Source organism: Kitasatospora sp. NPDC048365 (assembly GCF_043200835.1).
GTDB classification, from domain to species: Bacteria; Actinomycetota; Actinomycetes; order Streptomycetales; family Streptomycetaceae; genus Kitasatospora; species Kitasatospora terrestris.
On record NZ_JBICYJ010000038.1, the window covers coordinates 33531 to 54121 of the forward strand.

Below are 20591 nucleotides of genomic sequence, written 5' to 3' on the forward strand. Positions count from 1 at the left end.
CTGCCTACTCTCCCTCTGCCCGCAGCCGCGGGCCCCGGGTGCGGAACGCCGAATCCTGTCCGCCGCGCTGCAGGGAATCCGACAACGACCCGGACAGGGGCGGGGGAACCAGGTTTGACGCCGTCCCCCACGGCTTGGGGTGAAGCCGCCTTCCCGGCGGCCGGGCCACCTCCCGGTCCGAACCCGACAGCTCACCTCGCAGGCGTGCGGAGAGGATTCGTCATGCTGTTCACCGGTTCCGGCCGCCACCGTCGCAGTACCAAGGCCGAGAAGGCCATCGCCGCCGCGGGCGTCGCGGGCGTGGGTCTGGCCCTGCCCCTGCTGACCGCCACCGGCGCCCAGGCCGCCCCGGTCTCCATCTGGGACAAGGTCGCGCAGTGCGAGTCCGGCGGAAACTGGTCGATCAACACCGGCAACGGCTACTACGGCGGGCTGCAGTTCAGCTCCTCCACCTGGAAGTCCTTCGGCGGCGGCCAGTACGCGCAGCGCGCCGACCAGGCCAGCAAGGGGCAGCAGATCGCCGTCGCCGAGAAGGTGCTCGCCTCGCAGGGCCCCGGCGCGTGGCCGGTCTGCTCGAAGCGCGCGGGCCTGACCAGGGGCGGATCGTCGGCCCAGACGGACACCGCCTCGCGCTCCGAGACCCGCGCGGCGGCCCCGAAGGCCGCGACGCCCAAGACCGCGACGCCGAAGACCGCGACCCCCAAGGCTGCGCCGCAGGGCGCGACGTCGCAGAGTGCGCCCCGGGTTGTGCCGCAGGGCGCCCAGGCCCCGGCCGCGCCGCCGGTCGCCGGCGGCGGCTACACCGTGCGCCCCGGTGACACGCTGTCCGGCATCGCCGCCGCCCAGCACGTGTCCGGCGGCTGGCAGAAGCTGTACGAGTCCAACCGTCCGGTGATCGGCGGCAACCCGGACCTGATCATGCCGGGTCAGGTGCTGTCGTTCTGACGGCTGCGGGAGCGGGCACTCCGGACCGTCCGGGGTGCCCGCTTTTGCGGGACATTCAGATGAACTACCAGCGAGTAGCGCGCCACACGGTGAGACGGGACGAAGGTCAACGTGGACCGGAAGCCCGGGGCGGTTAGGCTCTGGTCGTAACGACTACACATCCGCTTCCGCTAGGAGATGCCTCGTGCCGTCCATTGATGTCGTCGTAGCCCGCGAGATCCTCGATTCCCGCGGCAACCCCACGGTCGAGGTCGAGGTCGGCCTCGACGACGGCAGCACCGGCCGTGCCGCTGTCCCGTCGGGTGCGTCCACCGGCGCCTTCGAGGCGCTGGAGCTCCGCGACGGCGACAAGAACCGCTACTTCGGCAAGGGCGTCGAGAAGGCCGTCCTCGCCGTGATCGAGCAGATCGGCCCGGAGCTGGTCGGCTACGACGCGACCGAGCAGCGCCTGATCGACCAGGCCATGCTGGACCTGGACGCCACCCCGGACAAGTCCTCGCTCGGCGCCAACGCCATCCTCGGCGTCTCGCTCGCCGTGGCGCACGCCGCCTCCGAGGCCAGCGACCTGCCGCTGTTCCGCTACCTGGGCGGCCCGAACGCGCACGTCCTGCCGGTCCCGATGATGAACATCCTCAACGGCGGTTCGCACGCGGACTCCAACGTGGACATCCAGGAGTTCATGATCGCCCCGATCGGTGCGGAGTCCTTCTCCGAGGCCGTCCGCTGGGGCGTCGAGGTCTACCACACCCTCAAGGGCGTCCTGAAGGAGCGCGGCCTGTCCACCGGCCTCGGCGACGAGGGCGGCTTCGCGCCGAACCTGGACTCCAACCGCGAGGCCCTGGACCTCATCACCGAGGCCATCAAGAAGGCCGGCTACGTGCCGGGCAAGGATGTCGCGCTCGCGCTGGACGTCGCCGCCTCCGAGTTCTACAAGGACGGCGCCTACCAGTTCGAGGGCAAGGCGCTCTCCGCCGCCGAGCTGATCGAGTACTACGCCGAGCTGGTCGCCGCGTACCCGCTGGTCTCCATCGAGGACCCGCTGGACGAGTCGGACTGGGACGGCTGGAAGGCCATGACCGTCAAGCTGGGCGACAAGGTCCAGCTGGTCGGTGACGACCTGTTCGTCACCAACCCGGCCCGCCTGGCCCAGGGCATCGAGACCGGCACCGCCAACGCGCTGCTGGTGAAGGTCAACCAGATCGGTTCGCTGACCGAGACCCTGGACGCCGTCGAGCTGGCCCAGCGCAACGGCTACCGCTGCATGATGTCGCACCGCTCCGGCGAGACCGAGGACGTCACCATCGCCGACCTCGCCGTCGCCACCAACTGCGGCCAGATCAAGACCGGCGCCCCGGCCCGCTCCGAGCGCGTCGCCAAGTACAACCAGCTGCTGCGCATCGAGGAGATCCTCGACGACGCCGCCGAGTACGCCGGCCGCGGCGCCTTCCCGCGGTTCAAGTACGAGGGCTGAGTCCACGAGGGCTGAGCCAGCCTGACCGGTGCCCCGGCTCCCACCGCGTAGGGTGGGGCCGGGGCACCGGCATGTGCAGGAGGGGTACGAGATGGCCAAGTGGAGGATCCCGGGGCTGGCGGCGCGGCCGCGCTTCACCAGCCGCGCCACCGTGCTGGTGCTCGTCCTGTGCTCGCTGATCGCGATACTCGCGTATCCCACCCGGCAGTTCATCGCCCAGCGCTCGGAGATCGCCGCGCAGCGCGCCAAGGCCGAGCAGGCCCGGCAGCAGGTCGAGGAGCTGCGCCGCGAGCGGGCCCGCTGGCAGGACCCGGAGTACGTGAAGGCGCAGGCCCGCGAGCGGCTGCACTACGCGCTTCCGGGCGAGACGCCGTTCGTCTCGGTGGACCCCAAGCCCTCCTCGGACGGCCGGCCGCCGGCCGCCGGTGCCTTGGCCGGTGTCCGGCCGAAGGCCGCCAAGCCCTGGTACGCCGAGCTCTGGGATTCGGTCGATCTGGCCGACACCGCCCAGCCGGGTACCGAACCCCCCGCATCCCACTGACAGACAGACCGCTGATGACCAACGAACCCGCTGCCGTTCCCGACTCCGACATCGCCGCCATCGCGGCCCAGCTGGGCCGCGTCCCGCGCGGCCTGCGCGCGGTGGCGCACCGCTGCCCGTGCGGCAACCCGGACGTGGTGGAGACCGCGCCCCGGCTGCCGGACGGCACGCCGTTCCCCACGCTGTACTACCTGACCTGCCCCAAGGCGGCCTCGCTGATCGGCACCCTGGAGGCCGAGGGCGTGATGAAGGATCAGACCGCCCGCCTCGCCGAGGACCCGGAGCTGGCCGCCGCCTACCAGAAGGCCCACGAGGACTACATCGCCCGCCGGGACGCGATCGAGGTGCTGGAGGGCTTCCCGAGCGCCGGCGGCATGCCGGACCGGGTGAAGTGCCTGCACGTGCTGGTCGGTCACTCGCTGGCCGCCGGCGAGGGCGTGAACCCGCTCGGCGACGAGGCGCTCGGCATGCTGGAGGACTGGTGGGCCAAGGGCCCGTGCGTCTCCCCGGCCGAGGTCGAGGCGGCGGGCGCGCGGGTCCTGAAGAACCGCGCCAAGGACGAGGACCACGCGGCCGTGATCGCCGCCAAGCAGCAGAAGACGGCCGAGCGCGCCGAGAAGAAGCGCCAGGCGGAGGAGGAGCAGAGTTGACCATGACGCGTGTGGCCGCGATCGACTGCGGCACCAACTCGATCAGGCTGCTGATCGCGGACCTGGACCCGGAGACCGGTTCGATCACCGACCTGGACCGCCGGATGATCATCAACCGGCTGGGCCAGGGCGTGGACAGCACCGGCCGGCTCCACCCGGAGGCGCTGGAGCGGACGTTCGCCGCCTGCCGCGAGTACGCGGCGCTGATCGCCGAGCACGGGGTCGGTCCGGACCGGATCCGGATGGTCGCCACCTCCGCGTCCCGGGACGCCGAGAACGCCGCCGAGTTCACCGACGGCGTCCGGGAGATCCTGGGCGTCACGCCGAGTGTGGTGAGCGGTGACGAGGAGGCCCGGCTGTCCTTCACCGGCGCCACCAAGGAGCTGACCGCCGGCCCGCACAAGCCCCCGTACCTGGTCTTCGACCTGGGCGGCGGCTCCACCGAGTTCGTGCTGGGCGCCGAGGACGTGCAGGCGGCCCGGTCGGTGGACATCGGGTGCGTGCGGCTGACGGAGCGGCACTTCGCCGGTGCCGGGCTGCCGACCCAGGCGCAGATCGCCGCCGCGCAGGCGGACGTGCTGGCCGCCCTGGACGAGGCCGCGAAGACGGTGCCGCTGGACGCCGAGGCCACCCTGGTGGGCCTGGCCGGCACGGTCACCACGGTGGCCGGCATCGTGCTCGACCTGCCGGAGTACCGCTCCGAGCGGATCCACCACGCGCGGCTGACCGTCGAGCAGGTCCGGGAGACCACCGCCCGGCTGCTCTCCTCGACCCACGACGAGCGGGCCGCGATCCCGGTGATGCACCCGGGCCGGGTGGACGTGATCGCCGCCGGGGCGCTGGTGCTGCTGGAGATCATGGAGCGGACCGGGGCCTTGGAGCTTCTGGTCAGCGAGCACGACATCCTGGACGGGATCGCCTGGAGCATCGCCTGACGCGTGTCGGCGGAAAAGGTTCGTGAATTTCTTCACATGGCGAACCATGCTTTCGTCGCACCCAGGTGTCCGGTCCGTCCGATATGTGGGACCGAAGGCTCTGTCGGCGGGTCTGCCAGCGGATCGCAGGCCAGGCCCGCCGACGGCCGGGTAAATCGAAAAAGCGACCGGGAACCCGCGCCCCACCAGGATCGTTGCTGCTCAGCGGGGCTCCGTGTGTCCGACCGCTCACCGCGGGCGCCCGGCGGCGGTGAGCCGAAGGCCCCGACCGGCTTGTGTGGGCGCGTAGTGTAGCACCCGCTGTCCAGCACCTTGTGACTCCCCTCACGAAGTGCCGGTCGGGAGGGGGTGGATACTTTCGGATATGAGCACCACGGAGCGTCCTCGCATCCTCATTGTCGGCGGTGGTTACGTCGGCCTGTATGCCGCGATGCGCATCCTCAAGAAGATGCGCTACGGCGAAGCGACCGTCACGGTCGTCGACCCGCGGTCGTACATGACGTACCTGCCCTTCCTTCCCGAGGCGGCCGGCGGCAACGTCGCGCCTCGCAACCTCGTCGCGCCGCTGCGCAGCGCCCTCAAGAAGGCGGAGGTGCTCACCGGTGCTGTCACCGGTGTGGACCACGCCCGCAAGGTCGCCACCATCCAGCCCGCAGCCGGCGACTCCTACGAGCTGCCCTTCGACTACCTGGTCGTCGCGGCCGGCTCGGTCTCCCGCACCTTCCCGATCCCGGGTCTGGCCGAGCACGGCATCGGCATGAAGACGGTCGAGGAGGCGATCACCCTCCGCAACCACGTCATGTCGCAGCTCGACAAGGCCGAGTCCACCACGGACGAGGGGGTCCGCCGCAAGGCGCTGACCTTCGTGGTCATCGGTGGCGGCTTCGCCGGCATCGAGACCATCGCCGAGATCGAGGACATGGCCCGCGACGCGGCCAAGCTCTACAAGACGGTCTCCCGCGACGACATGCGCTTCGTCGTGGTCGAGGCGGCCAACCGCATCCTCCCCGAGATGGGCCCGGACCTCGGTCTGTGGACCAAGGAGAAGCTCGAGGAGCGGAACATCGAGATCTACATCGAGACCTCGATGGACTCCTGCGTCGACCAGCACGTGGTGCTGAAGAACGGCCTGGAGATGGACGCCTCCACCATCGTGTGGACCGCCGGTGTGAAGCCGAACCCGGTGCTGAACAACTTCGGCCTCCCGCTCGGCCCGCGCGGCCACGTCGACACCGCCGCGACCCTCCAGGTCCAGGGCTTCGACTACGTCTGGGCCGCGGGCGACAACGCCCAGGTGCCGGACCTCGCCGCCGGCGAGGGCGCCTGGTGCGCGCCGAACGCCCAGCACGCGGTCCGTCAGGCCGCCGTCCTCGGCGACAACGTGGTGGCCGGCATGCGCGGCTTCCCGCAGTCCGAGTACAAGCACAAGAACCTCGGTGCGGTGGCCGGCCTCGGCCTGCACAAGGGCGTGGCGATCCTCTTCGGCAAGATCAAGCTGAAGGGCCGTCTGGCCTGGTGGTTCCACCGCGGTTACCACGGCGCGATGGTGCCCACCATGAACCGCAAGGTCCGCGTCTTCACCGACTGGACCCTGGCGGTGTTCCTCAAGCGCGAGACCGTCGGCCTCGGCGAGATGGAGAAGCCGTTCGCGGCGTTCCAGGAGGCGGCCGGCCCCGCGCCGAAGCCCGCCGTCGTCGCCCCGGCCGAGCCCGCCAAGGAGCTCGCGACCAGCAAGTAAGCGACCAGACCCGACAGATTCGGGTACGAGTCGGAGGCCCTCCGCCCGGCAGCGCTGCCGGACCACGACCTCCGTGGTGCTCAGCCGGTTGTGCGAACCGGGCGGAGCAGAAGTGCCGAAGGCCCCCCACCCCGCGAGGGTGGGGGGCCTTCGTGCGTCACCGGCCGCGGACCGCCAGCTCGGCGGGCAGGTCGGCGGCGGTCAGCACGTCCGGCAGGTGGTGCACCCCGGGCGGCAGGCCGGCCGCGGCGGTCGCGGCGCGGGCCGCGACCAGGGCGGTGGCGTGCGACTGGGTCCGCCCGTGCGCCCAGCGGACGGCGCCGTCGGCGGCCCGGGCCAGCACCCACCAGCGGTCGGTGCCGGGCAGGTGGCCGCCGCGCGGCAGCCGGTCGGACCCGGGCACCCGGGTCAGCACCGCGAGCGCGCCGGTGGCGGTCCGCGAGTCCAGGCCGAAGAAGGTCCGCACCGGCACGCCGAGCCGCCGGGTGAGGGTGTGCTGGTCGGCGAAGTCCGTCCGGTAGAGCCGCCGCTGGCCGAGCAGCGGCACCTCGAACCGCTGCGGCGCCGAGTAGTTGAGCACCGGCCGGCCGCCGCCGGTGTCCGCGAACCGCTGCCCGAGCAGCCGGTAGCTCCAGTCGGTGGCGGCCGCGCCGTGCCGCTCCCCGGCGCCGAGCACCACCGCCAGGTCGACCGGGCCGGGGGCGGCGGCCGCGGCCTCGGTGGCCAGGATCCCGCTCAGCCCCGGGGCCAGGCCCACGCTGAGCAGGACCGGCGCGGCGGGCCGCAGCGCCTCGACGGCGGCCACGTACCGGGTGTCGGCGGTGATGTCCACGTACGCGGTGCCGACCGCGGTCGCGGCCAGCGCGAGGTGCGGGTCCTCGGCGCCGGAGGCGTTGACCACCACGTCCGCCGCCGCGGCCGCCTCCCGGTAGGCGTCGTCCCCGCCGGGCCGTACCTGCCGCAGGTCGAGCACCCGGTCGGCCCGGGCCGGGTCGCGGCCGGCGGCCAGGGCGACGTGGCCGCCGGCCCGCAGCAGTTCGGCGATCCGGGCGCCCACCGCGCCGTAGCCGCCCAGTACCAGGAACCTCATCTCCCGCACCCCTCCGACTTCGCTGGAGTCCATCTCTAGAGTCGTACTCTAGTGAACATGGTCGAGTTAAGCTCCCGTCATGGCGGAGGTCAAGAGCGGGAACCGGCGTGCCGAGAAGGCCCGGGAGACCAGGCGACGGATGCTGGAGGCCGCCCGGGAGCTGTTCACCGAGCAGGGGTACGGGGCGACCACCCTGCAGGACGTGGCCGGGCGGGCCGGGGTGGCGGTGCAGACGATCTACTTCACCTTCGGCAACAAGCGCACCCTGCTCAAGGAAGTGGTCGACGTGGTCGTCGCCGGGGACGACGAGCCGGTGCCGACCATGGAGCGCCCCTGGTTCCTGGACGCCCTGGCCGAACCCACCGCCGAGGGCCACCTGCGGGCGCACGTGGCGGGCGCCACGGCCGTCCTCGGCCGGATGGCGGAGATCGACGAGCAGGTCCGGGTGGCCTGCGCCACCGACCCCGAGGTGGCCGCGCTCTGGCCGACCGACCCGGACCCGCGGCTGGCCGTGCAGCAGGCCGCCGCCGAGGTGCTGGTCGGCAAGCCCGGCATCCGACCGGGCGTCACCGCCGCCCGGGCCGGCGACCTGCTCTACGGGCTGCTCTCCACCGAGCTCTACCTGGTGCTGGTCCGCGACCGGGGCTGGACGCCGAAGAGCTGGGAGCGGTGGGTCTTCGAGACCCTCCGCGCCCAGCTCTGCGGTGGTGACGGGTGACCGGCCGGGGCCGGTCGACGGGGCGTCAGTCCGTCTTGATGGAGGTCAGGATGTCCAGCCGGGACGCCCGGCGGGCGGGCCACAGGGCGGCGATCATGCCGACCAGCGCGGCGAGCGCCAGGAAGATCATCATCTGGCCGTAGGGGATCACGGTGGTCAGTCCCTTTAGATCCGGGGCGATGGTCTGGTTGGCGGCCCAGGCCACGAAGCAGCCGAGGCCCACGCCGATCAGGGCGCCGAAGACGGAGATCACCACCGACTCCAGCCGCACCATCCGCTTGATGCCGCGCCGGTCCAGGCCGATCGCGCGCAGCATGCCGATCTCGCGCTTGCGCTCGAACACCGACATCGCCAGCGTGTTGATCACGCCGAGCACGGCGACCAGGACGGACATCGCGAGCAGGCCGTACATGAGGTTCAGGACGAAGGAGATCTGCCGACTGAACTCGTCCTGCATGTCCTGCTTGGTCTTGACCTCGATCACCGGGTTGTTGCCGGTGGCGTCCTTGATCGACTGCTTGAGCGCGCCGGTCGCGCCGTCGGTGCCCTTGACCAGGATGTCGCTGATGTAGGCCTCGGGCTCGTGCTTGAGGACCTCGGCGTTGGCCATCAGCACGGGGGAGAGGGTCTCGGCGCGCTGGAACACGCCGCCGACCGTCACGGTGCCGGTGGTCTCGTCCGGGTACGCCACCTTCAGGGTCGAACCGACCTTGAGGTTCGCGCTCTTCGCCACCTCGTCGTTGACCAGGATCTGGCCCTGCGCGAGGGCCCCGGTGGACCCGGAGTCCATGGTGACCTTCATCAGCTGGTCGAGGGCGGCCGCGTCGAAGCCCTGCACCGCGCGGGTCTTGCCGTCGAAGTCCCAGTACACGTTGGCGACCGGGCTGGACGCGGCGACCCCGGGGGCCTTGGCGACCAGCTTGCCGACCTCCGGCGAGAGCTGGCCCGCGCCGCCGGCCATGGCGACGTCGTAGTCGGCCTTCATCGAGCCGGTCACCGAGCGGGCGACCGCGTCGTTGACCGAGGTGCCCAGCACGGTCAGCGCGCTGACCAGGGTCAGACCGATGGTGAGCGCCGCCGCGGTGGCGGCGGTGCGGCGCGGGTTGCGCACCGCGTTCAGCCGGGCCAGCCGACCCGCCGTCCCGTACAGCCTGCCGAGCACCGGGCCGACCACGGAGATCACCGGGCGGGAGAGCAGCGGCAGCAGGATGAAGATGCCGATCAGGGTGATCGGGGTGCCGGCCTCCAGCAGGGTGCGGCCGTCCTTGCCGGCCGAGGCGCCGGCCAGGATCAGCGCGATACCGCCGGCCGCGATCAGCGAGCCGATCGTGTTGCGGATGATCAGGCCCTTCTGGGTGGCCGGCTGCTCGCTGCTGGCCATCGCCGCGCCCGGGGGGATCCGGGCGGCGCGGACGGCGGGCAGCACCGCGGAGAGCACGGTGACCAGGACACCCACCACCAGGCCGGTGACGACGGTGGCCGGGGCGACCACCAGCGAACCGGTCGGGAAGTTCGGGTTGAGCAGGGTCATGCCGCCCTGCAGGCCGGCACCGATCCCGACACCGGCGAGCAGGCCGGCCACCGAGGCGGAGACACCGATGACCAGCGCCTCGGCCAGCACCGAGAGGGTGACCTGGCCGCGGCCCGCGCCGACCGCGCGCAGCAGGGCCAGCTCACGGGTGCGCTGGGCGATCAGCATGGTGAAGGTGTTGGCGATGATGAAGATGCCGACGAAGAGCGAGATCCCGGCGAAGACCAGCAGGACGGTCTTGAGCACCGTGGTGGAGCTGGCCACCATCTCCTGCTGCCGGTCGTCGAGCTGCTTGCCGGTCTGCACCACGAACTGGGTCTCGCCGGGCACCTTGGCCAGCGCCTGGGTCTGCAGCGCCTCCTGGGTGACGCCGGGCTTGGCGGCGAGCACGATCGAGCTGTACTGGCCGGGGGTGAGCAGCGCCTTCTGGGCGCTGGCGGTGTCCATCAGGGTGAGCGTGCCGCCGGAGCTGACCTCCGGGTCGTCGGTGGTGAAGACACCGGTCAGCTTGGCGTCCTGGGCGGCGGCGTTGCCGGCGATCCGGACGGTGTCGCCGACCTTGTACCCGCCGGCCTTCGCGGTCTCCTGGTCGAGCGCGATCTCGCCGGCCGCCTTCGGGCCGCGACCCTCGGCCATCGGGTAGCGCGGGTCCTTGCCGGCCGCGTCCGGGGCGAAGTTGGTGCCGCGGGCGCTCCACGCCTGGCCGATCAGGTTGCCCTTCTTGTCGGCGACCCCGGTGAAGCCGGAGACCACCGGGCGCACCGACTGGGCGCCGGGCAGGGCGGCGAGCTGGGCGACGGTGGCGTCGGTCAGCCTGCCGGCCGCGCCCTCGCTCTTCTCCCGGGCGGAGGCGTGGCCGCCGGCGGCGTTGTCGGTGACCATCACCGAGACGTCGGAGTAGCTCTTGGAGAAGCTGTTCTTCATGGCCTGGCCGGCGGTGTCGGAGAACACCATCGTGCCGGCGACGAACGCCGTGCCGAGCATGACGGCCAGTGCCGTCATCAGCAGTCGGCCCTTGTGGGCCAGCACATTGCGCAGTGCGGTGCGATACATGGGGTCAGTCCTGGGTGGTCGGGGCGGCGGCCTGTGCTGTCAGGGCGTCAGCTCGTCCGGCCCTTGGCGTCGAAGCGGCGCATCCGGTCGAGCACCGCGTCGGCGGTGGGGGCGGCCAGCTCGTCGACGATCCGGCCGTCGGCGAGGAAGACCACCCGGTCCGCGTACGAGGCGGCGACCGGGTCGTGGGTGACCATCACCACGGTCTGGCCGAGCTCGCGGACCGAGTTGCGCAGGAAGGAGAGGATCTCGGCGCCGGAGCGCGAGTCCAGGTTGCCGGTGGGCTCGTCGGCGAAGATGATCTCGGGCTTGGAGGCCAGCGCCCGGGCGCACGCCACGCGCTGCTGCTGGCCGCCGGAGAGCTGCGACGGGCGGTGGCTCAGCCGGCCGGACAGGCCGACCGTCTCGACCACCCGGTCCAGCCACGGCTGGTCGACCTTGCGGCCGGCGATGTCCATCGGCAGCGTGATGTTCTCCAGCGCGGTCAGCGTCGGCAGCAGGTTGAACGCCTGGAAGACGAAGCCGATCTTGTCGCGGCGCAGCTGGGTCAGCTGGCGGTCCTTCAGCCCGACCAGCTCGGTGTCGCCGATCATCGCCGAGCCGGAGGAGACCGTGTCCAGCCCCGCCATGCAGTGCATCAGGGTGGACTTGCCCGAGCCCGAGGGGCCCATGATCGCGGTGAACTCGCCGCGCGGGAACACCACGCTGACGTCGTCCAGCGCCACGACGCGGGTCTCGCCGTCGCCGTAGACCTTGTTCAGGCCGGTGGCGCGGGCAGCCGCGAGGCCGGTGGCGGCGGGCCGTGCGGTCGTCGTGGTCATCGAGGGCACTCCTGTCGGGAGGGGGCGTCGGAACGTCTGGGCGGTCGGGCCCGGGGCTCCGACCGCTGTTCCATCCTCTGTCGCGCGATCATGGTTTTCCGTCGCTCCGGCGGACGGTTGGACCCACCCCGCCAGGCGTACTCCGACGCGCCGGTCTCCTCCTGCGGTATGACACCGCCCCCGACCCGGCCGGCCCTGGCCGATTCCGGTTCACCGCTGGCCGAATCACAGACGGTTCGTCAGAAGGCAAGGAAGCATGACAACTTCCGCAGCCGGAAATATGCGAAACGGGCAGGAAGGCGACTAGGCTCAGGGGTAGCCCGTACAGGGGCGGAGAGTGGTTCGCCCGGGTGGTGGAACGCAGACACGGGCAGCTTAAAACTGCTTGGCCGCGAGGCCGTGCCGGTTCGAGTCCGGCTCCGGGCACCAACTCCGCCACCGCGGCCCCGCGAGATCGTTCTCGCGGTTGAGGTGGATCCTTTTGCCAAACCATTACCCTGGTGTCCGTGGGCGGCGACGTGCCGTCCCGGAGGGAATGTGATGAGAAGCAGCAACCCGGTCTTCTCGCGGGAGGGGTCCTTCACCCGCGACGCCGCCTACGCCGGCTTCGGGTCGACCACGACCCAGCAGCAGCCGTACGGCGCCAACCCCTACGGCAACAACCCGTACGCGCAGCAGACGATGACCGACGGGCAGCTCGCCGAGATGTACCAGCAGCCGGCCGCCGGCCCGCTGCAGACCGGCCGGATGACCATGGACGACGTGGTCGCCCGCACCGGCCTCACCCTGCTCACCCTGGTCGCCGCCGGCGCCGTCGCCTGGTTCACCGTCCCGGTCGAGACCTACGGCATCGCCTTCGGCGCCGCGCTGATCGCCATGGTGGTCGGCTTCGTCATCACCTTCAAGCGCAGCGTCAGCCCGCCGCTGATCCTGCTCTACGCGGGCCTGGAGGGCTTCTTCCTCGGCGCGGTCTCCAAGGTCTTCGAGACCCTGTGGCCCGGCATCGCGATCCAGGCGGTGCTCGGCACCACCGCGGTCTTCGCCGCCACCCTGATCGCCTACAAGAGCGGCCGGATCCGGGTCACCTCCCGGTACGCCAAGATCGGCATCTCGATCGCGATCGGCTTCGTGCTCCTGATGCTGGTCAACTCGGTCGCGTACGCCTTCGGCGCCGACCTCGGGCTGCGCTCCGGCCCGCTCGGCATCGTGGTCGGCCTGATCGGCATCGCCCTCGGCGCGTTCTTCCTCACCCTGGACTTCGCCGAGATCGAGGAGGGCATCCGCTGCGGCGCCCCGGAGAAGGAGGCCTGGCGGGCCGCCTTCGGCCTGACCCTGTCGCTGGTGTGGATCTACCTGGAGATGCTGCGGCTGATCGCCATCCTGCGCGGCGACGACTGAGGCTCCTGCTGTGACCGTAGCCCCCGGGAAGTCCGCTTCCCGGGGGCTACGCTCGTCCCCATGCCTGATCAGACGCCCTTCACGGCCGCCGTCGACCGCCTGGCGGATCGTTTCCGCTCGATGCCGCAGAGCCGCCTGCTGGGCGCCGTGCCCGGCCACCCGTCGCGCGCCGCCGCCGGCCTGGCCCTCGCCCGCCGGCTCGCCGCCACGGCCCTCGCCCTGGAGGGCCGCCCCGCGCAGGACGTCCCCGACGTGGGCCCCTTCGCGATCGGCGACCAGCTGGCCGTCACCGGCCACGACCTCGCCGCGGTCGCCGACGCCGAGGCCCTCGCAGCGGCCCTGGCCGACGTCGAGGCGACCGAGGCCGTTCTCTAGCCGCGCCCGGGGCCGTCCGCTAGATCGAGGCGACCACGCGGTCGGCGAGGACGTAGACGGCTTCCTCGTCGGTGGAGAAGGTCAGCGAGTACGAGCCGCTGAAGCGCGAGCCGCCGAGCAGCCGGACGTCCTCGCCGGCCCGGACCGCGTCGATCAGCCGGTAGGCGGCCTCGCGGTCGCCGGGGGCCACGCACAGGGTGGTGCCGTCGGCGAAGGCGTACACGTCGAGGGTGCCCAGCGGGCCGGGACGGACGTCGATCAGCGCGACGCACTCCTCGGCGAGGGCGGCCAGCCGGTCGTCGGTCCACTCGCGGGACGGCGTCGGGCTCGGCACGAAGTCCGGGTGCGAGGGGTGCCGGCGCGGGTCGGGCTTGGCGGCGGGCTCGGTCTCGGCGTCGAGCAGCCCGGCCTCCAGGCCGGTGGCGAGCAGGTCGGCCTCGCGGCGGGCCCGGGCGTCCCCGGCCGGGTCGACCGGGACCGGGGCGCCGCCGCCGGCCGCCGGGTGCGACGGGTGCGCCGGCCGGACGCCGCCCTCGTCGGAGCCCGCGGCGGGGGCGCCGCCGTTGCCCTCCTTGATCAGGTCCTCCAGGGCGCTGCGCAGCGCCTCGCCGAACTCCGGGTCCATCGTCCCGGCGTTGTCGGCGGCGTCCTGCGGCCCGGTGGGGCGCGGGAAGAAGAGCGGCCAGTCCTCGCCGATGGTGGTGAGCGGGGCGTCGAAGAGCGGTGCGTCCTCCGCGGCGCGGGCCTCCTGCTCGGCCCAGAACGCGCGGGCCTCGGTGATCTCGCGCTCGCGGTCGGCGGCGAGTGCCTCGGTGACGGCGCGGCGTATGAGTGCCTCGTCGACGCCGTCGGTCCGCTCCGCCCCCAGGCCGGCGTCCAACTTGCGCGTCAGGGCGCGGACGTGGATCAGGGCGGCGGTCGACACGGCGATCAGGATCAGCAGCAGGGAGGTGTAGACGACGCTCACGGAACGTACTCCCAACGAGGGGCGGAACGGGGTTACGTCTCCACACTGCCGTATGTGCGTCCGTAACTGCAGGGGCTGATGTCCGATTTGTTCTGGACTTTCTGCCTTGTCCTCAAATTGTTAGGTAAAGCCCCTCTACGCTGCGGAGTTGATCCAATCCGGACCGTCGACAAATCGGTATTCGGGGGTGTGGAAGAGGGCCGAATCGCATCGCGGATGTGATTCGGCCCTCAATTACGCAGCGTGACTCCACATGGGTGAGTCGATCAGCTCAGGCGCTCGATGACCATGGCCATGCCCTGGCCGCCGCCGACGCACATGGTCTCCAGGCCGAACTGCTTGTCGTGCCACTGGAGGGAGTTGATCAGGGTGGTGGTGAGGCGGGCGCCGGTCATGCCGAAGGGGTGGCCGACGGCGATGGCGCCGCCGTTGACGTTCAGGCGGTCGAGGTCGATGCCGAGGTCGCGGTAGGAGGGGATGACCTGGGCGGCGAAGGCCTCGTTGATCTCGACCAGGTCGATGTCGGAGATCGACAGGCCGGCGCGCTTGAGGGCCTGCTTGGAGGCCTCGACGGGGCCGTAGCCCATGATCTCGGGGGAGAGGCCGGAGACGCCGGTGGAGACGACGCGGGCGAGGGGGGTGAGGCCGAGCTCGCGGGCCTTGGTGTCGGACATGATGACCAGGGCGGCGGCGCCGTCGTTGAGCGGGCAGCAGTTACCCGCGGTAACGGTGCCGTCGGGGCGGAACACCGGCTTGAGGCCCTGGACGGCGTCGAGGGTGACGCCGGCGCGCGGGCCGTCGTCGGTGCTGACGACGGTGCCGTCGGGGGTGGTGACCGGGGTGATCTCGCGGGCCCAGAAGCCGGACTTGATCGCGGCCTCGGCGAGGTTCTGGGAGCGGACGCCGAACTCGTCCTGCTCGGCGCGGGTGATGCCCTTGAGGGCGGCGAGGTTCTCCGCGGTCTGGCCCATGGCGATGTAGGCGTCCGGGAGGAGGCCGTCCTCGCGCGGGTCGTGCCACTCGCCGCCGCCGTGCTCGGCGCGGTGGGCGGTGCGGGCGATCGCGTCGTCGAAGAGCGGGTTGGTGGTGCCGGGGATGCCGTCGGAGGAGCCCTTGGCGAAGCGGGAGACGGTCTCGACGCCGGCGGAGATGAAGACGTCGCCCTCGCCGGCCTTGATCGCGTGCAGGGCCATCCGGGTGGTCTGCAGCGAGGAGGAGCAGTAGCGGGTGACGGTGGCGCCGGGCAGGTGGTCCATGCCCATCTGGACCGCGACGATGCGGGCCAGGTTGTGGCCCTGCTCGCCGCCGGGCAGGCCGCAGCCGAGCATCAGGTCTTCGATCTGCCGCGGGTCGAGCTCGGGGATCTTGGCGAGGGCGGCGGTGATGATCTGGGCGGTCAGGTCGTCGGGGCGGACGTCCTTGAGCGAGCCCTTGAACGCGCGGCCGATCGGCGAACGGGCGGCGCTGACGATGACGGCTTCGGGCATGGCGGGCTCCTCGCTGAACGGCCTGGTGGTCGGGTGCCCGGCCCCGGCCGGGCACCCGCGCGCCAAGTTACCGCTTGGTAGCTCCAACGTCACCGGTCCCGGAGTGTGAGCTCGGCGACGCGCTCCGCGTCTCCTCCGCGCCCGGAAGTCCGAGCCGCAGCCGGTGCTTGAGCAGGGCCCAGCGCCAGGCCCCGGCCTCCGGTCCGGCGGCGGCCACCTCGGTGCCCGCGCGCCCGGCGGCCGCGGCGGCGGCGATCGCCACCGGCAGCACCGCCTGCGGCTCGATCGGCTCCGGCCCGGTGGCCGGCTCCTCCGGCCACAGGTCGAGGATCGCGCAGAGCGAGGGCAGCAGGGCCATCGCGGCGGTGGCGTACCCCTGGGCGGACGGGTGGTAGCGGTCGGCCGCGAACATCTCCGGCCGGGCGGCGAACTCGGGGCCGAGCAGCGAGCCGAGCGAGACCGTCCGCCCGCCCGCCTCGACCACGGCGATGGTCTGGGCGGCGGCCAACTGCCGGCTGAGCCGCCGGGCCACCCAGCGCAGCGGCGGCCGGACCGGCTTGATGGTGCCGAGGTCCGGGCAGGTGCCGACGACCACCTCGCAGCCGCCCGTGCGCAGCGTCCGGACCGCGTCGCCCAGCTCCCGCACCGAGACGGCGGCCGGGCTGTGCCGGGTGACGTCATTGGCGCCGACCATGATCACCGCGAGTTCGGGCCGCTCGGCCAGGGCCTGCTCGACCTGCTGGGCGAGGTCGCAGGAGCGGGCGCCGGACTTGGCGACGTTGACCAGCCGCACCCGCCGCTCGGCGATCGCGGCGAGCCCGGCGGCGAGCAGCGCGCCGGGGGTCTCCTGCGCCCGGGCGACGCCGAGCCCGGCGGCGGTGGAGTCGCCGAGGAAGGCCAGGGTCAGCGGCGGCCGGGTGTCGTCGGCGTCGGCGAAGGCGGCGCCGTACACGCCGTCGGCGCGCGGCGGGTCGCCGTCGAGTATGCCGATCGCCCGGATGGCGAGGCGGCTCTCGGTCAGCAGCACCCCGGCCAGGCCCACGCCGAGCAGCCCGAGCCCGCCCCCGCCGTACGCGGCGGCGGTGGCGATCCTCCGGGCCACCCGGGCCCTCGACGCCTGTGCCCCTGGCATCCCGCACCCCCTTGGATTCGAGGCGACTGACCTTGCGTACCCCACTGGTACCCGTCCGCGCGGCGCGCTACCGGCCCGCATCGGCCATCCGTGGCCATAGGCTTTCCGTACCCACAGTCACAGAAGCCACACACCGGGAGGACCCCCGTGAGGTACCACAACTCGATCATCGACCTGGTCGGCAACACGCCCCTGGTGAAGCTCAACAAGGTCACCGACGGGATCAGCGCCACCGTGTTGGCGAAGGTCGAGTACTTCAACCCCGGCGGGTCCGTGAAGGACCGGATCGCGATGCGCATGATCGAGGCCGCCGAGGCGTCCGGCGCCCTCAAGCCCGGCGGCACCATCGTCGAGCCGACCTCGGGCAACACCGGCGTCGGCCTGGCGATCGTGGCCCAGCAGAAGGGCTACAAGTGCATCTTCGTCTGCCCGGACAAGGTCTCCACGGACAAGATCAACACGCTCCGGGCGTACGGCGCCGAGGTCGTGGTCTGCCCGACCGCGGTCGCCCCCGAGCACCCGGACTCCTACTACAACGTCTCCGACCGCCTGGTCCGGGAGACCCCGAACGCCTGGAAGCCGGACCAGTACTCCAACCCGGACAACCCGGCCTCGCACTACCACTCCACCGGCCCCGAGCTGTGGGAGCAGACCGACGGCCGGATCACCCACTTCGTGGCGGGCGTCGGCACCGGCGGCACCATCTCCGGCACCGGCAACTACCTGAAGGAGGCCTCCGGCGGCAAGGTCCAGGTGATCGGCGCCGACCCGGAGGGCTCGGTCTACTCCGGCGGCACCGGCCGGCCGTACCTGGTCGAGGGCGTCGGCGAGGACTTCTGGCCGACCGCCTACGACCGTGACGTGGCCGACCGGATCGTCGCGGTGTCCGACAAGGACTCCTTCCAGATGACCCGCCGCCTGGCCAAGGAGGAGGGCCTGCTGGTCGGCGGCTCCTGCGGCATGGCCGTGGTCGCCGCGCTGGAGGTGGCCCGCGAGCTCGGCCCGGACGACGTCGTCGTGGTGCTGCTGCCGGACGGCGGCCGCGGCTACCTGTCGAAGATCTTCAACGACGACTGGATGGCCGACTACGGCTTCCTGCCCACCGCCACCGACGAGGCCCACATCGGCGAGGTGCTGGCCCGCAAGGACGCGCTGGAGCACGAGGGCATCCCGCAGTTCGTCCACATGCACCCGGGCGAGACCGTCGCCGAGGCGGTCCGGGTGCTGCGCGACTTCGGTGTCTCGCAGATGCCGGTGGTCTCCCCGGGTGCCGGGCACCCGGACATCATGGCCGGCGAGGTGGTCGGCTCGGTGGTCGAGCGCGAGCTGCTGGAGGGCCTGTTCGCGCAGCGCATCCAGCTCACCGACGCGCTGGACAAGGTGATGTCCAAGCCGCTGCCGGTGGTCGGCTCCGGCGAGTCGGTCACCAACCTGATGACCGTGCTGGAGAACTCCGACGCCGTGGTGGTGCTGGTCGAGGGCAAGCCGCAGGGCATCGTCACCCGGCAGGACCTGCTGGCCTTCCTGACCGCCCGGGCCGGCCACTGAGGCAGCGTCACCGGCTGTACGCCGAACGGGTGAACAGATGCCGCCCCGGCTGGTTGGTACGCGGACGTCACCTCCGCGCATCACCCGGTTAACAACCGTTCGGCAATGTAGTGGTCGACGGCGAGAACGCCGAGCAGGACGACAGCGAAGACCGGGAGCGGCTCCCCGGCACCGCGGCCGTCCCGGACACGTCGGTCGGCCCTGACCCGGCCCACCGTGTCCGCCCGCGGGGGCTGCCGTCGTCCCGCCCCTGCCCGGCACTGCCGGCGGCAGGGTGCGGCGGCTCCCGCGGCAACCGTCGCGCCGTGAGGCGCGGCTCCGTACCGGCTCCCGGGTGGGGGTGCCGCTACGGAGCGGCAGGGCCGGTCCCGGTATCCGGGACCGGCCCTCGCCGTATCCCGGCGCCGACGTTTCCGGATACCTGTCCGAACCCCTACGCTCGCTGGCATGACCAGCACTGACCTGCCCGAGCAGGACGCACCGCGTTTCGTACGCCTCACCATCGAGCTCATCGCCGAGATCACGGACGAGAAGGCGCTCAAGGCCGCCGCCCTGTCCCAGGTCACCGAGGACGAGTACCTGGACGACGAGGAGCGCGCCCAGGCCGTAGAGGCGATCGAGGTCGACCCGTCCGGGTCGCTCGCCCACTTCGTCGACCCGGTGGCGCTGCTCGGCGACGTCCCGGGCGTCGAGCTGGCCTCGGCCACCTGGGAGTCCGCCACCACCGACTTCGACCCGGACGACGAGAGCTGGGACGAGTACGAGGTGCAGTGAGCCCTGCGTCACATCGAGAACCCGGTCCGGAACCATCCGGACCGGGTTTTTGTCCGTTATGGCGACCGTATGGGTAGTCTCGTACGATCTGAACACTTTCGTACGAGTCCAGGGAGCGTGACGTGACGGCATCGGAGAAGCGGGACCGGCCGCGCGGCGGCAACTGGACCCGGCGCGGCGTCATCGGCGGGCTGCTGGGCGCCCCGATCCTGTTCGTGGCGGCCTGCAGCGGTGACAAGGACACCCCGTCCGGCGGAACGGGCGCCGGAGCCGGCGGTACCGGCGCCACCGACGCCTCGCCCAGCCCCGAGCTCTCCATCGCCAAGATCACCGTCGTCCCGGCCGACGGCACCACCGCCGCCCCGTTCAACCAGCCGGTCAAGGTCACGGTCGCGGACGGCATCCTGCAGACCGTCACGGTCACCGGCGGGAACGGGAAGAAGATAGTCGGCCAGCTGGGCCTCGACGGCACCAGCTGGACCTCCACCGACCCGCTCGCCAGCGGCACCAAGTACACCGTCGCCGTCGTCGCCCTCGACAAGAAGCAGCGCGAGGCCGACGCCAACACCGTCTTCGGCACCTCCTCGCCCGCCAACACCTTCGTCGGGTACTTCACCCCGGAGGACGGCACCACGGTCGGCGTCGGTATGCCGGTGTCGATCAACTTCAACAAGGCGATCACCGACCGCGCGGCCGTCCAGTCGGCGATCACCGTGGTCGCCGAACCGGGCGTCGAGATCGTCGGCCACTGGTTCTCCAGCACCCGCCTCGACTTCCGCCCCGAGACCTACTGGGCCAAGGGCACCAAGGTCACCCTCAAGCTCCGGCTCAAGGACGTGCAGGGCGCCAAGGGCGTCTACGGCACCCAGTCCAAGGACGTCACCTTCACCGTCGGCCGCAGCCAGGTCAGCGTCGCCGACCTCAAGGCCGACACCCTCACCGTCACCACCGACGGGCAGGTCACCGCCACCTACCCGGTGATCGGCGGCGCGCCCGACCACACGACCTGGGCCGGCAAGATGGTGATCTCCGAGCAGTACAAGGAGACCCGGATGAACTCCGCCACCGTGGGCCTCGGCAGCGAGTACGACATCCCGGACGTCCCGCACGCCCAGCGGCTCACCACCTCGGGCACCTTCATCCACGGCAACTACTGGTCGCCCGCCTCCCAGTTCGGCAACGCCAACACCAGCCACGGCTGCATCGCGCTGCGCGACGTCCAGGGCGCGAACGACCCGACCACCAACGCCGCCAAGTTCTACGCGAGCTCGATGATCGGCGACGTGGTCGAGGTGGTGAACTCCGGCGACCGGACGGTCGACCCGGCCAACGGCCTCAACGGCTGGAACATGCCCTGGGCCCAGTGGAAGGCCGGCAGCGCGGTCTGAGCCGCGACCGGTCCGACCTGCGAAGTCCC

The 20591-nt window shown here is 71.9% G+C and carries 18 protein-coding genes, 1 tRNA gene and 1 riboswitch; of the genes, 13 read left to right on the forward strand and 6 right to left on the reverse strand.

Going from position 1 to position 20591, the window contains the following annotated elements; translation table 11 throughout:
* The first annotated feature begins 69 nt into the window (after positions 1-69).
* A riboswitch (cyclic di-AMP (ydaO/yuaA leader) is annotated at positions 70-219 on the forward strand.
* Between the two features lie 3 nt (positions 220-222).
* From ACGFX4_RS30940 to ACGFX4_RS30965, 6 genes are all read left to right on the forward strand, one after another.
* The gene (locus ACGFX4_RS30940) at positions 223-945 is read left to right on the forward strand and encodes a transglycosylase family protein (protein WP_393081306.1); all 723 of its coding nucleotides are present in this window, start codon (positions 223-225) and stop codon (positions 943-945) included.
* Between the two features lie 184 nt (positions 946-1129).
* Positions 1130-2416, forward strand: coding sequence for a phosphopyruvate hydratase (gene eno / locus ACGFX4_RS30945; protein ID WP_393081308.1), 1287 nt, complete (start codon positions 1130-1132; stop codon positions 2414-2416).
* A gap of 91 nt (positions 2417-2507) precedes the next feature.
* Positions 2508-2957: a septum formation initiator family protein gene (locus ACGFX4_RS30950; protein WP_393081311.1), complete on the forward strand. Its 450-nt coding sequence runs from the start codon at positions 2508-2510 to the stop codon at positions 2955-2957.
* 14 nt (positions 2958-2971) lie between these two features.
* Positions 2972-3607: a DUF501 domain-containing protein gene (locus tag ACGFX4_RS30955; RefSeq protein WP_393081314.1), complete on the forward strand. Its 636-nt coding sequence runs from the start codon at positions 2972-2974 to the stop codon at positions 3605-3607.
* Between the two features lie 2 nt (positions 3608-3609).
* Positions 3610-4542 (forward strand): exopolyphosphatase, encoded by a 933-nt coding sequence (locus tag ACGFX4_RS30960; protein WP_393081453.1) that lies wholly within the window; start codon positions 3610-3612, stop codon positions 4540-4542.
* 364 nt (positions 4543-4906) lie between these two features.
* The gene (locus tag ACGFX4_RS30965; protein WP_393081317.1) at positions 4907-6280 is read left to right on the forward strand and encodes an NAD(P)/FAD-dependent oxidoreductase; all 1374 of its coding nucleotides are present in this window, start codon (positions 4907-4909) and stop codon (positions 6278-6280) included.
* 157 nt (positions 6281-6437) lie between these two features.
* Here ACGFX4_RS30965 and ACGFX4_RS30970 read toward each other — a convergent pair whose 3' ends face one another.
* Positions 6438-7403 (reverse strand): hypothetical protein, encoded by a 966-nt coding sequence (locus tag ACGFX4_RS30970; protein ID WP_393081319.1) that lies wholly within the window; start codon positions 7401-7403, stop codon positions 6438-6440.
* 46 nt (positions 7404-7449) lie between these two features.
* On the opposite strand from ACGFX4_RS30970, the gene ACGFX4_RS30975 reads away from it, so the two are divergent.
* Complete coding sequence (locus tag ACGFX4_RS30975) at positions 7450-8088, forward strand: TetR/AcrR family transcriptional regulator (protein WP_393081322.1); 639 nt, start codon at positions 7450-7452, stop codon at positions 8086-8088.
* Between the two features lie 25 nt (positions 8089-8113).
* Here ACGFX4_RS30975 and ACGFX4_RS30980 read toward each other — a convergent pair whose 3' ends face one another.
* Together ACGFX4_RS30980 and ACGFX4_RS30985 are read right to left on the reverse strand one after the other, a co-directional pair.
* The gene (locus ACGFX4_RS30980; RefSeq protein ID WP_393081325.1) at positions 8114-10672 is read right to left on the reverse strand and encodes an ABC transporter permease; all 2559 of its coding nucleotides are present in this window, start codon (positions 10670-10672) and stop codon (positions 8114-8116) included.
* Positions 10673-10719: 47 nt separating this feature from the next.
* Positions 10720-11493: an ABC transporter ATP-binding protein gene (locus ACGFX4_RS30985; RefSeq protein WP_393081328.1), complete on the reverse strand. Its 774-nt coding sequence runs from the start codon at positions 11491-11493 to the stop codon at positions 10720-10722.
* A gap of 344 nt (positions 11494-11837) precedes the next feature.
* Between ACGFX4_RS30985 and ACGFX4_RS30990 the strand changes: the two genes are divergently transcribed.
* The 3 genes from ACGFX4_RS30990 to ACGFX4_RS31000 all read left to right on the forward strand — a co-directional run bounded on the left by ACGFX4_RS30990 (position 11838) and on the right by ACGFX4_RS31000 (position 13266).
* A tRNA-Leu gene (locus tag ACGFX4_RS30990) sits at positions 11838-11922 on the forward strand.
* A 111-nt stretch (positions 11923-12033) separates the two neighbouring features.
* Complete coding sequence (locus ACGFX4_RS30995) at positions 12034-12891, forward strand: Bax inhibitor-1/YccA family protein (protein ID WP_393081331.1); 858 nt, start codon at positions 12034-12036, stop codon at positions 12889-12891.
* Between the two features lie 60 nt (positions 12892-12951).
* On the forward strand, positions 12952-13266 hold the full coding sequence (locus ACGFX4_RS31000) for a hypothetical protein (protein WP_393081334.1): 315 nt from the start codon (positions 12952-12954) through the stop codon (positions 13264-13266).
* Between the two features lie 19 nt (positions 13267-13285).
* On the opposite strand, the gene ACGFX4_RS31005 is transcribed toward ACGFX4_RS31000, so the two are convergent.
* From ACGFX4_RS31005 to ACGFX4_RS31015, 3 genes are all read right to left on the reverse strand, one after another.
* Positions 13286-14233 carry a hypothetical protein gene (locus tag ACGFX4_RS31005; RefSeq protein ID WP_393081337.1) on the reverse strand — a complete coding sequence of 316 codons (948 nt, stop codon included), beginning with the start codon at positions 14231-14233 and terminating at the stop codon, positions 13286-13288.
* Positions 14234-14499: 266 nt separating this feature from the next.
* A complete protein-coding gene (locus ACGFX4_RS31010; protein WP_393081340.1) occupies positions 14500-15720 on the reverse strand; it encodes an acetyl-CoA C-acetyltransferase in 1221 nt (406 codons plus the stop codon).
* Positions 15721-15787: 67 nt separating this feature from the next.
* Positions 15788-16852 (reverse strand): SGNH/GDSL hydrolase family protein, encoded by a 1065-nt coding sequence (locus ACGFX4_RS31015; protein ID WP_393081343.1) that lies wholly within the window; start codon positions 16850-16852, stop codon positions 15788-15790.
* Between the two features lie 147 nt (positions 16853-16999).
* On the opposite strand from ACGFX4_RS31015, the gene ACGFX4_RS31020 reads away from it, so the two are divergent.
* The 3 genes from ACGFX4_RS31020 (at position 17000) to ACGFX4_RS31030 (ending at position 20562) form a co-directional block, all read left to right on the forward strand.
* Positions 17000-18400, forward strand: a complete 1401-nt coding sequence (locus tag ACGFX4_RS31020; RefSeq protein ID WP_393081346.1) for a cystathionine beta-synthase — start codon at positions 17000-17002, stop codon at positions 18398-18400.
* A gap of 447 nt (positions 18401-18847) precedes the next feature.
* A complete protein-coding gene (locus ACGFX4_RS31025) occupies positions 18848-19174 on the forward strand; it encodes a hypothetical protein (protein WP_393081349.1) in 327 nt (108 codons plus the stop codon).
* 122 nt (positions 19175-19296) lie between these two features.
* Entirely contained in the window at positions 19297-20562 is a 1266-nt protein-coding gene (locus ACGFX4_RS31030) for an Ig-like domain-containing protein (RefSeq protein ID WP_393081352.1), read from the forward strand.
* The last annotated feature ends 29 nt before the right edge of the window (positions 20563-20591 follow it).

Bases quoted from the DNA above. Each gene is read 5' to 3' on its own strand.
- ACGFX4_RS30940 (WP_393081306.1), top strand. From the start codon at position 223: ATGCTGTTCACCGGTTCCGGCCGCCACCGTCGCAGTACCAAGGCCGAG.
- ACGFX4_RS30950 (WP_393081311.1), top strand. From the start codon at position 2,508: ATGGCCAAGTGGAGGATCCCGGGGCTGGCGGCGCGGCCGCGCTTCACC.
- ACGFX4_RS30955 (WP_393081314.1), top strand. From the start codon at position 2,972: ATGACCAACGAACCCGCTGCCGTTCCCGACTCCGACATCGCCGCCATC.
- ACGFX4_RS30960 (WP_393081453.1), top strand. From the start codon at position 3,610: ATGACGCGTGTGGCCGCGATCGACTGCGGCACCAACTCGATCAGGCTG.
- ACGFX4_RS30965 (WP_393081317.1), top strand. From the start codon at position 4,907: ATGAGCACCACGGAGCGTCCTCGCATCCTCATTGTCGGCGGTGGTTAC.
- ACGFX4_RS30970 (WP_393081319.1), bottom strand. From the start codon at position 7,403: ATGGACTCCAGCGAAGTCGGAGGGGTGCGGGAGATGAGGTTCCTGGTA.
- ACGFX4_RS30975 (WP_393081322.1), top strand. From the start codon at position 7,450: ATGGCGGAGGTCAAGAGCGGGAACCGGCGTGCCGAGAAGGCCCGGGAG.
- ACGFX4_RS30980 (WP_393081325.1), bottom strand. From the start codon at position 10,672: ATGTATCGCACCGCACTGCGCAATGTGCTGGCCCACAAGGGCCGACTG.
- ACGFX4_RS30985 (WP_393081328.1), bottom strand. From the start codon at position 11,493: ATGACCACGACGACCGCACGGCCCGCCGCCACCGGCCTCGCGGCTGCC.
- ACGFX4_RS30995 (WP_393081331.1), top strand. From the start codon at position 12,034: ATGAGAAGCAGCAACCCGGTCTTCTCGCGGGAGGGGTCCTTCACCCGC.
- ACGFX4_RS31000 (WP_393081334.1), top strand. From the start codon at position 12,952: ATGCCTGATCAGACGCCCTTCACGGCCGCCGTCGACCGCCTGGCGGAT.
- ACGFX4_RS31010 (WP_393081340.1), bottom strand. From the start codon at position 15,720: ATGCCCGAAGCCGTCATCGTCAGCGCCGCCCGTTCGCCGATCGGCCGC.
- ACGFX4_RS31015 (WP_393081343.1), bottom strand. From the start codon at position 16,852: ATGCCAGGGGCACAGGCGTCGAGGGCCCGGGTGGCCCGGAGGATCGCC.
- ACGFX4_RS31025 (WP_393081349.1), top strand. From the start codon at position 18,848: ATGACCAGCACTGACCTGCCCGAGCAGGACGCACCGCGTTTCGTACGC.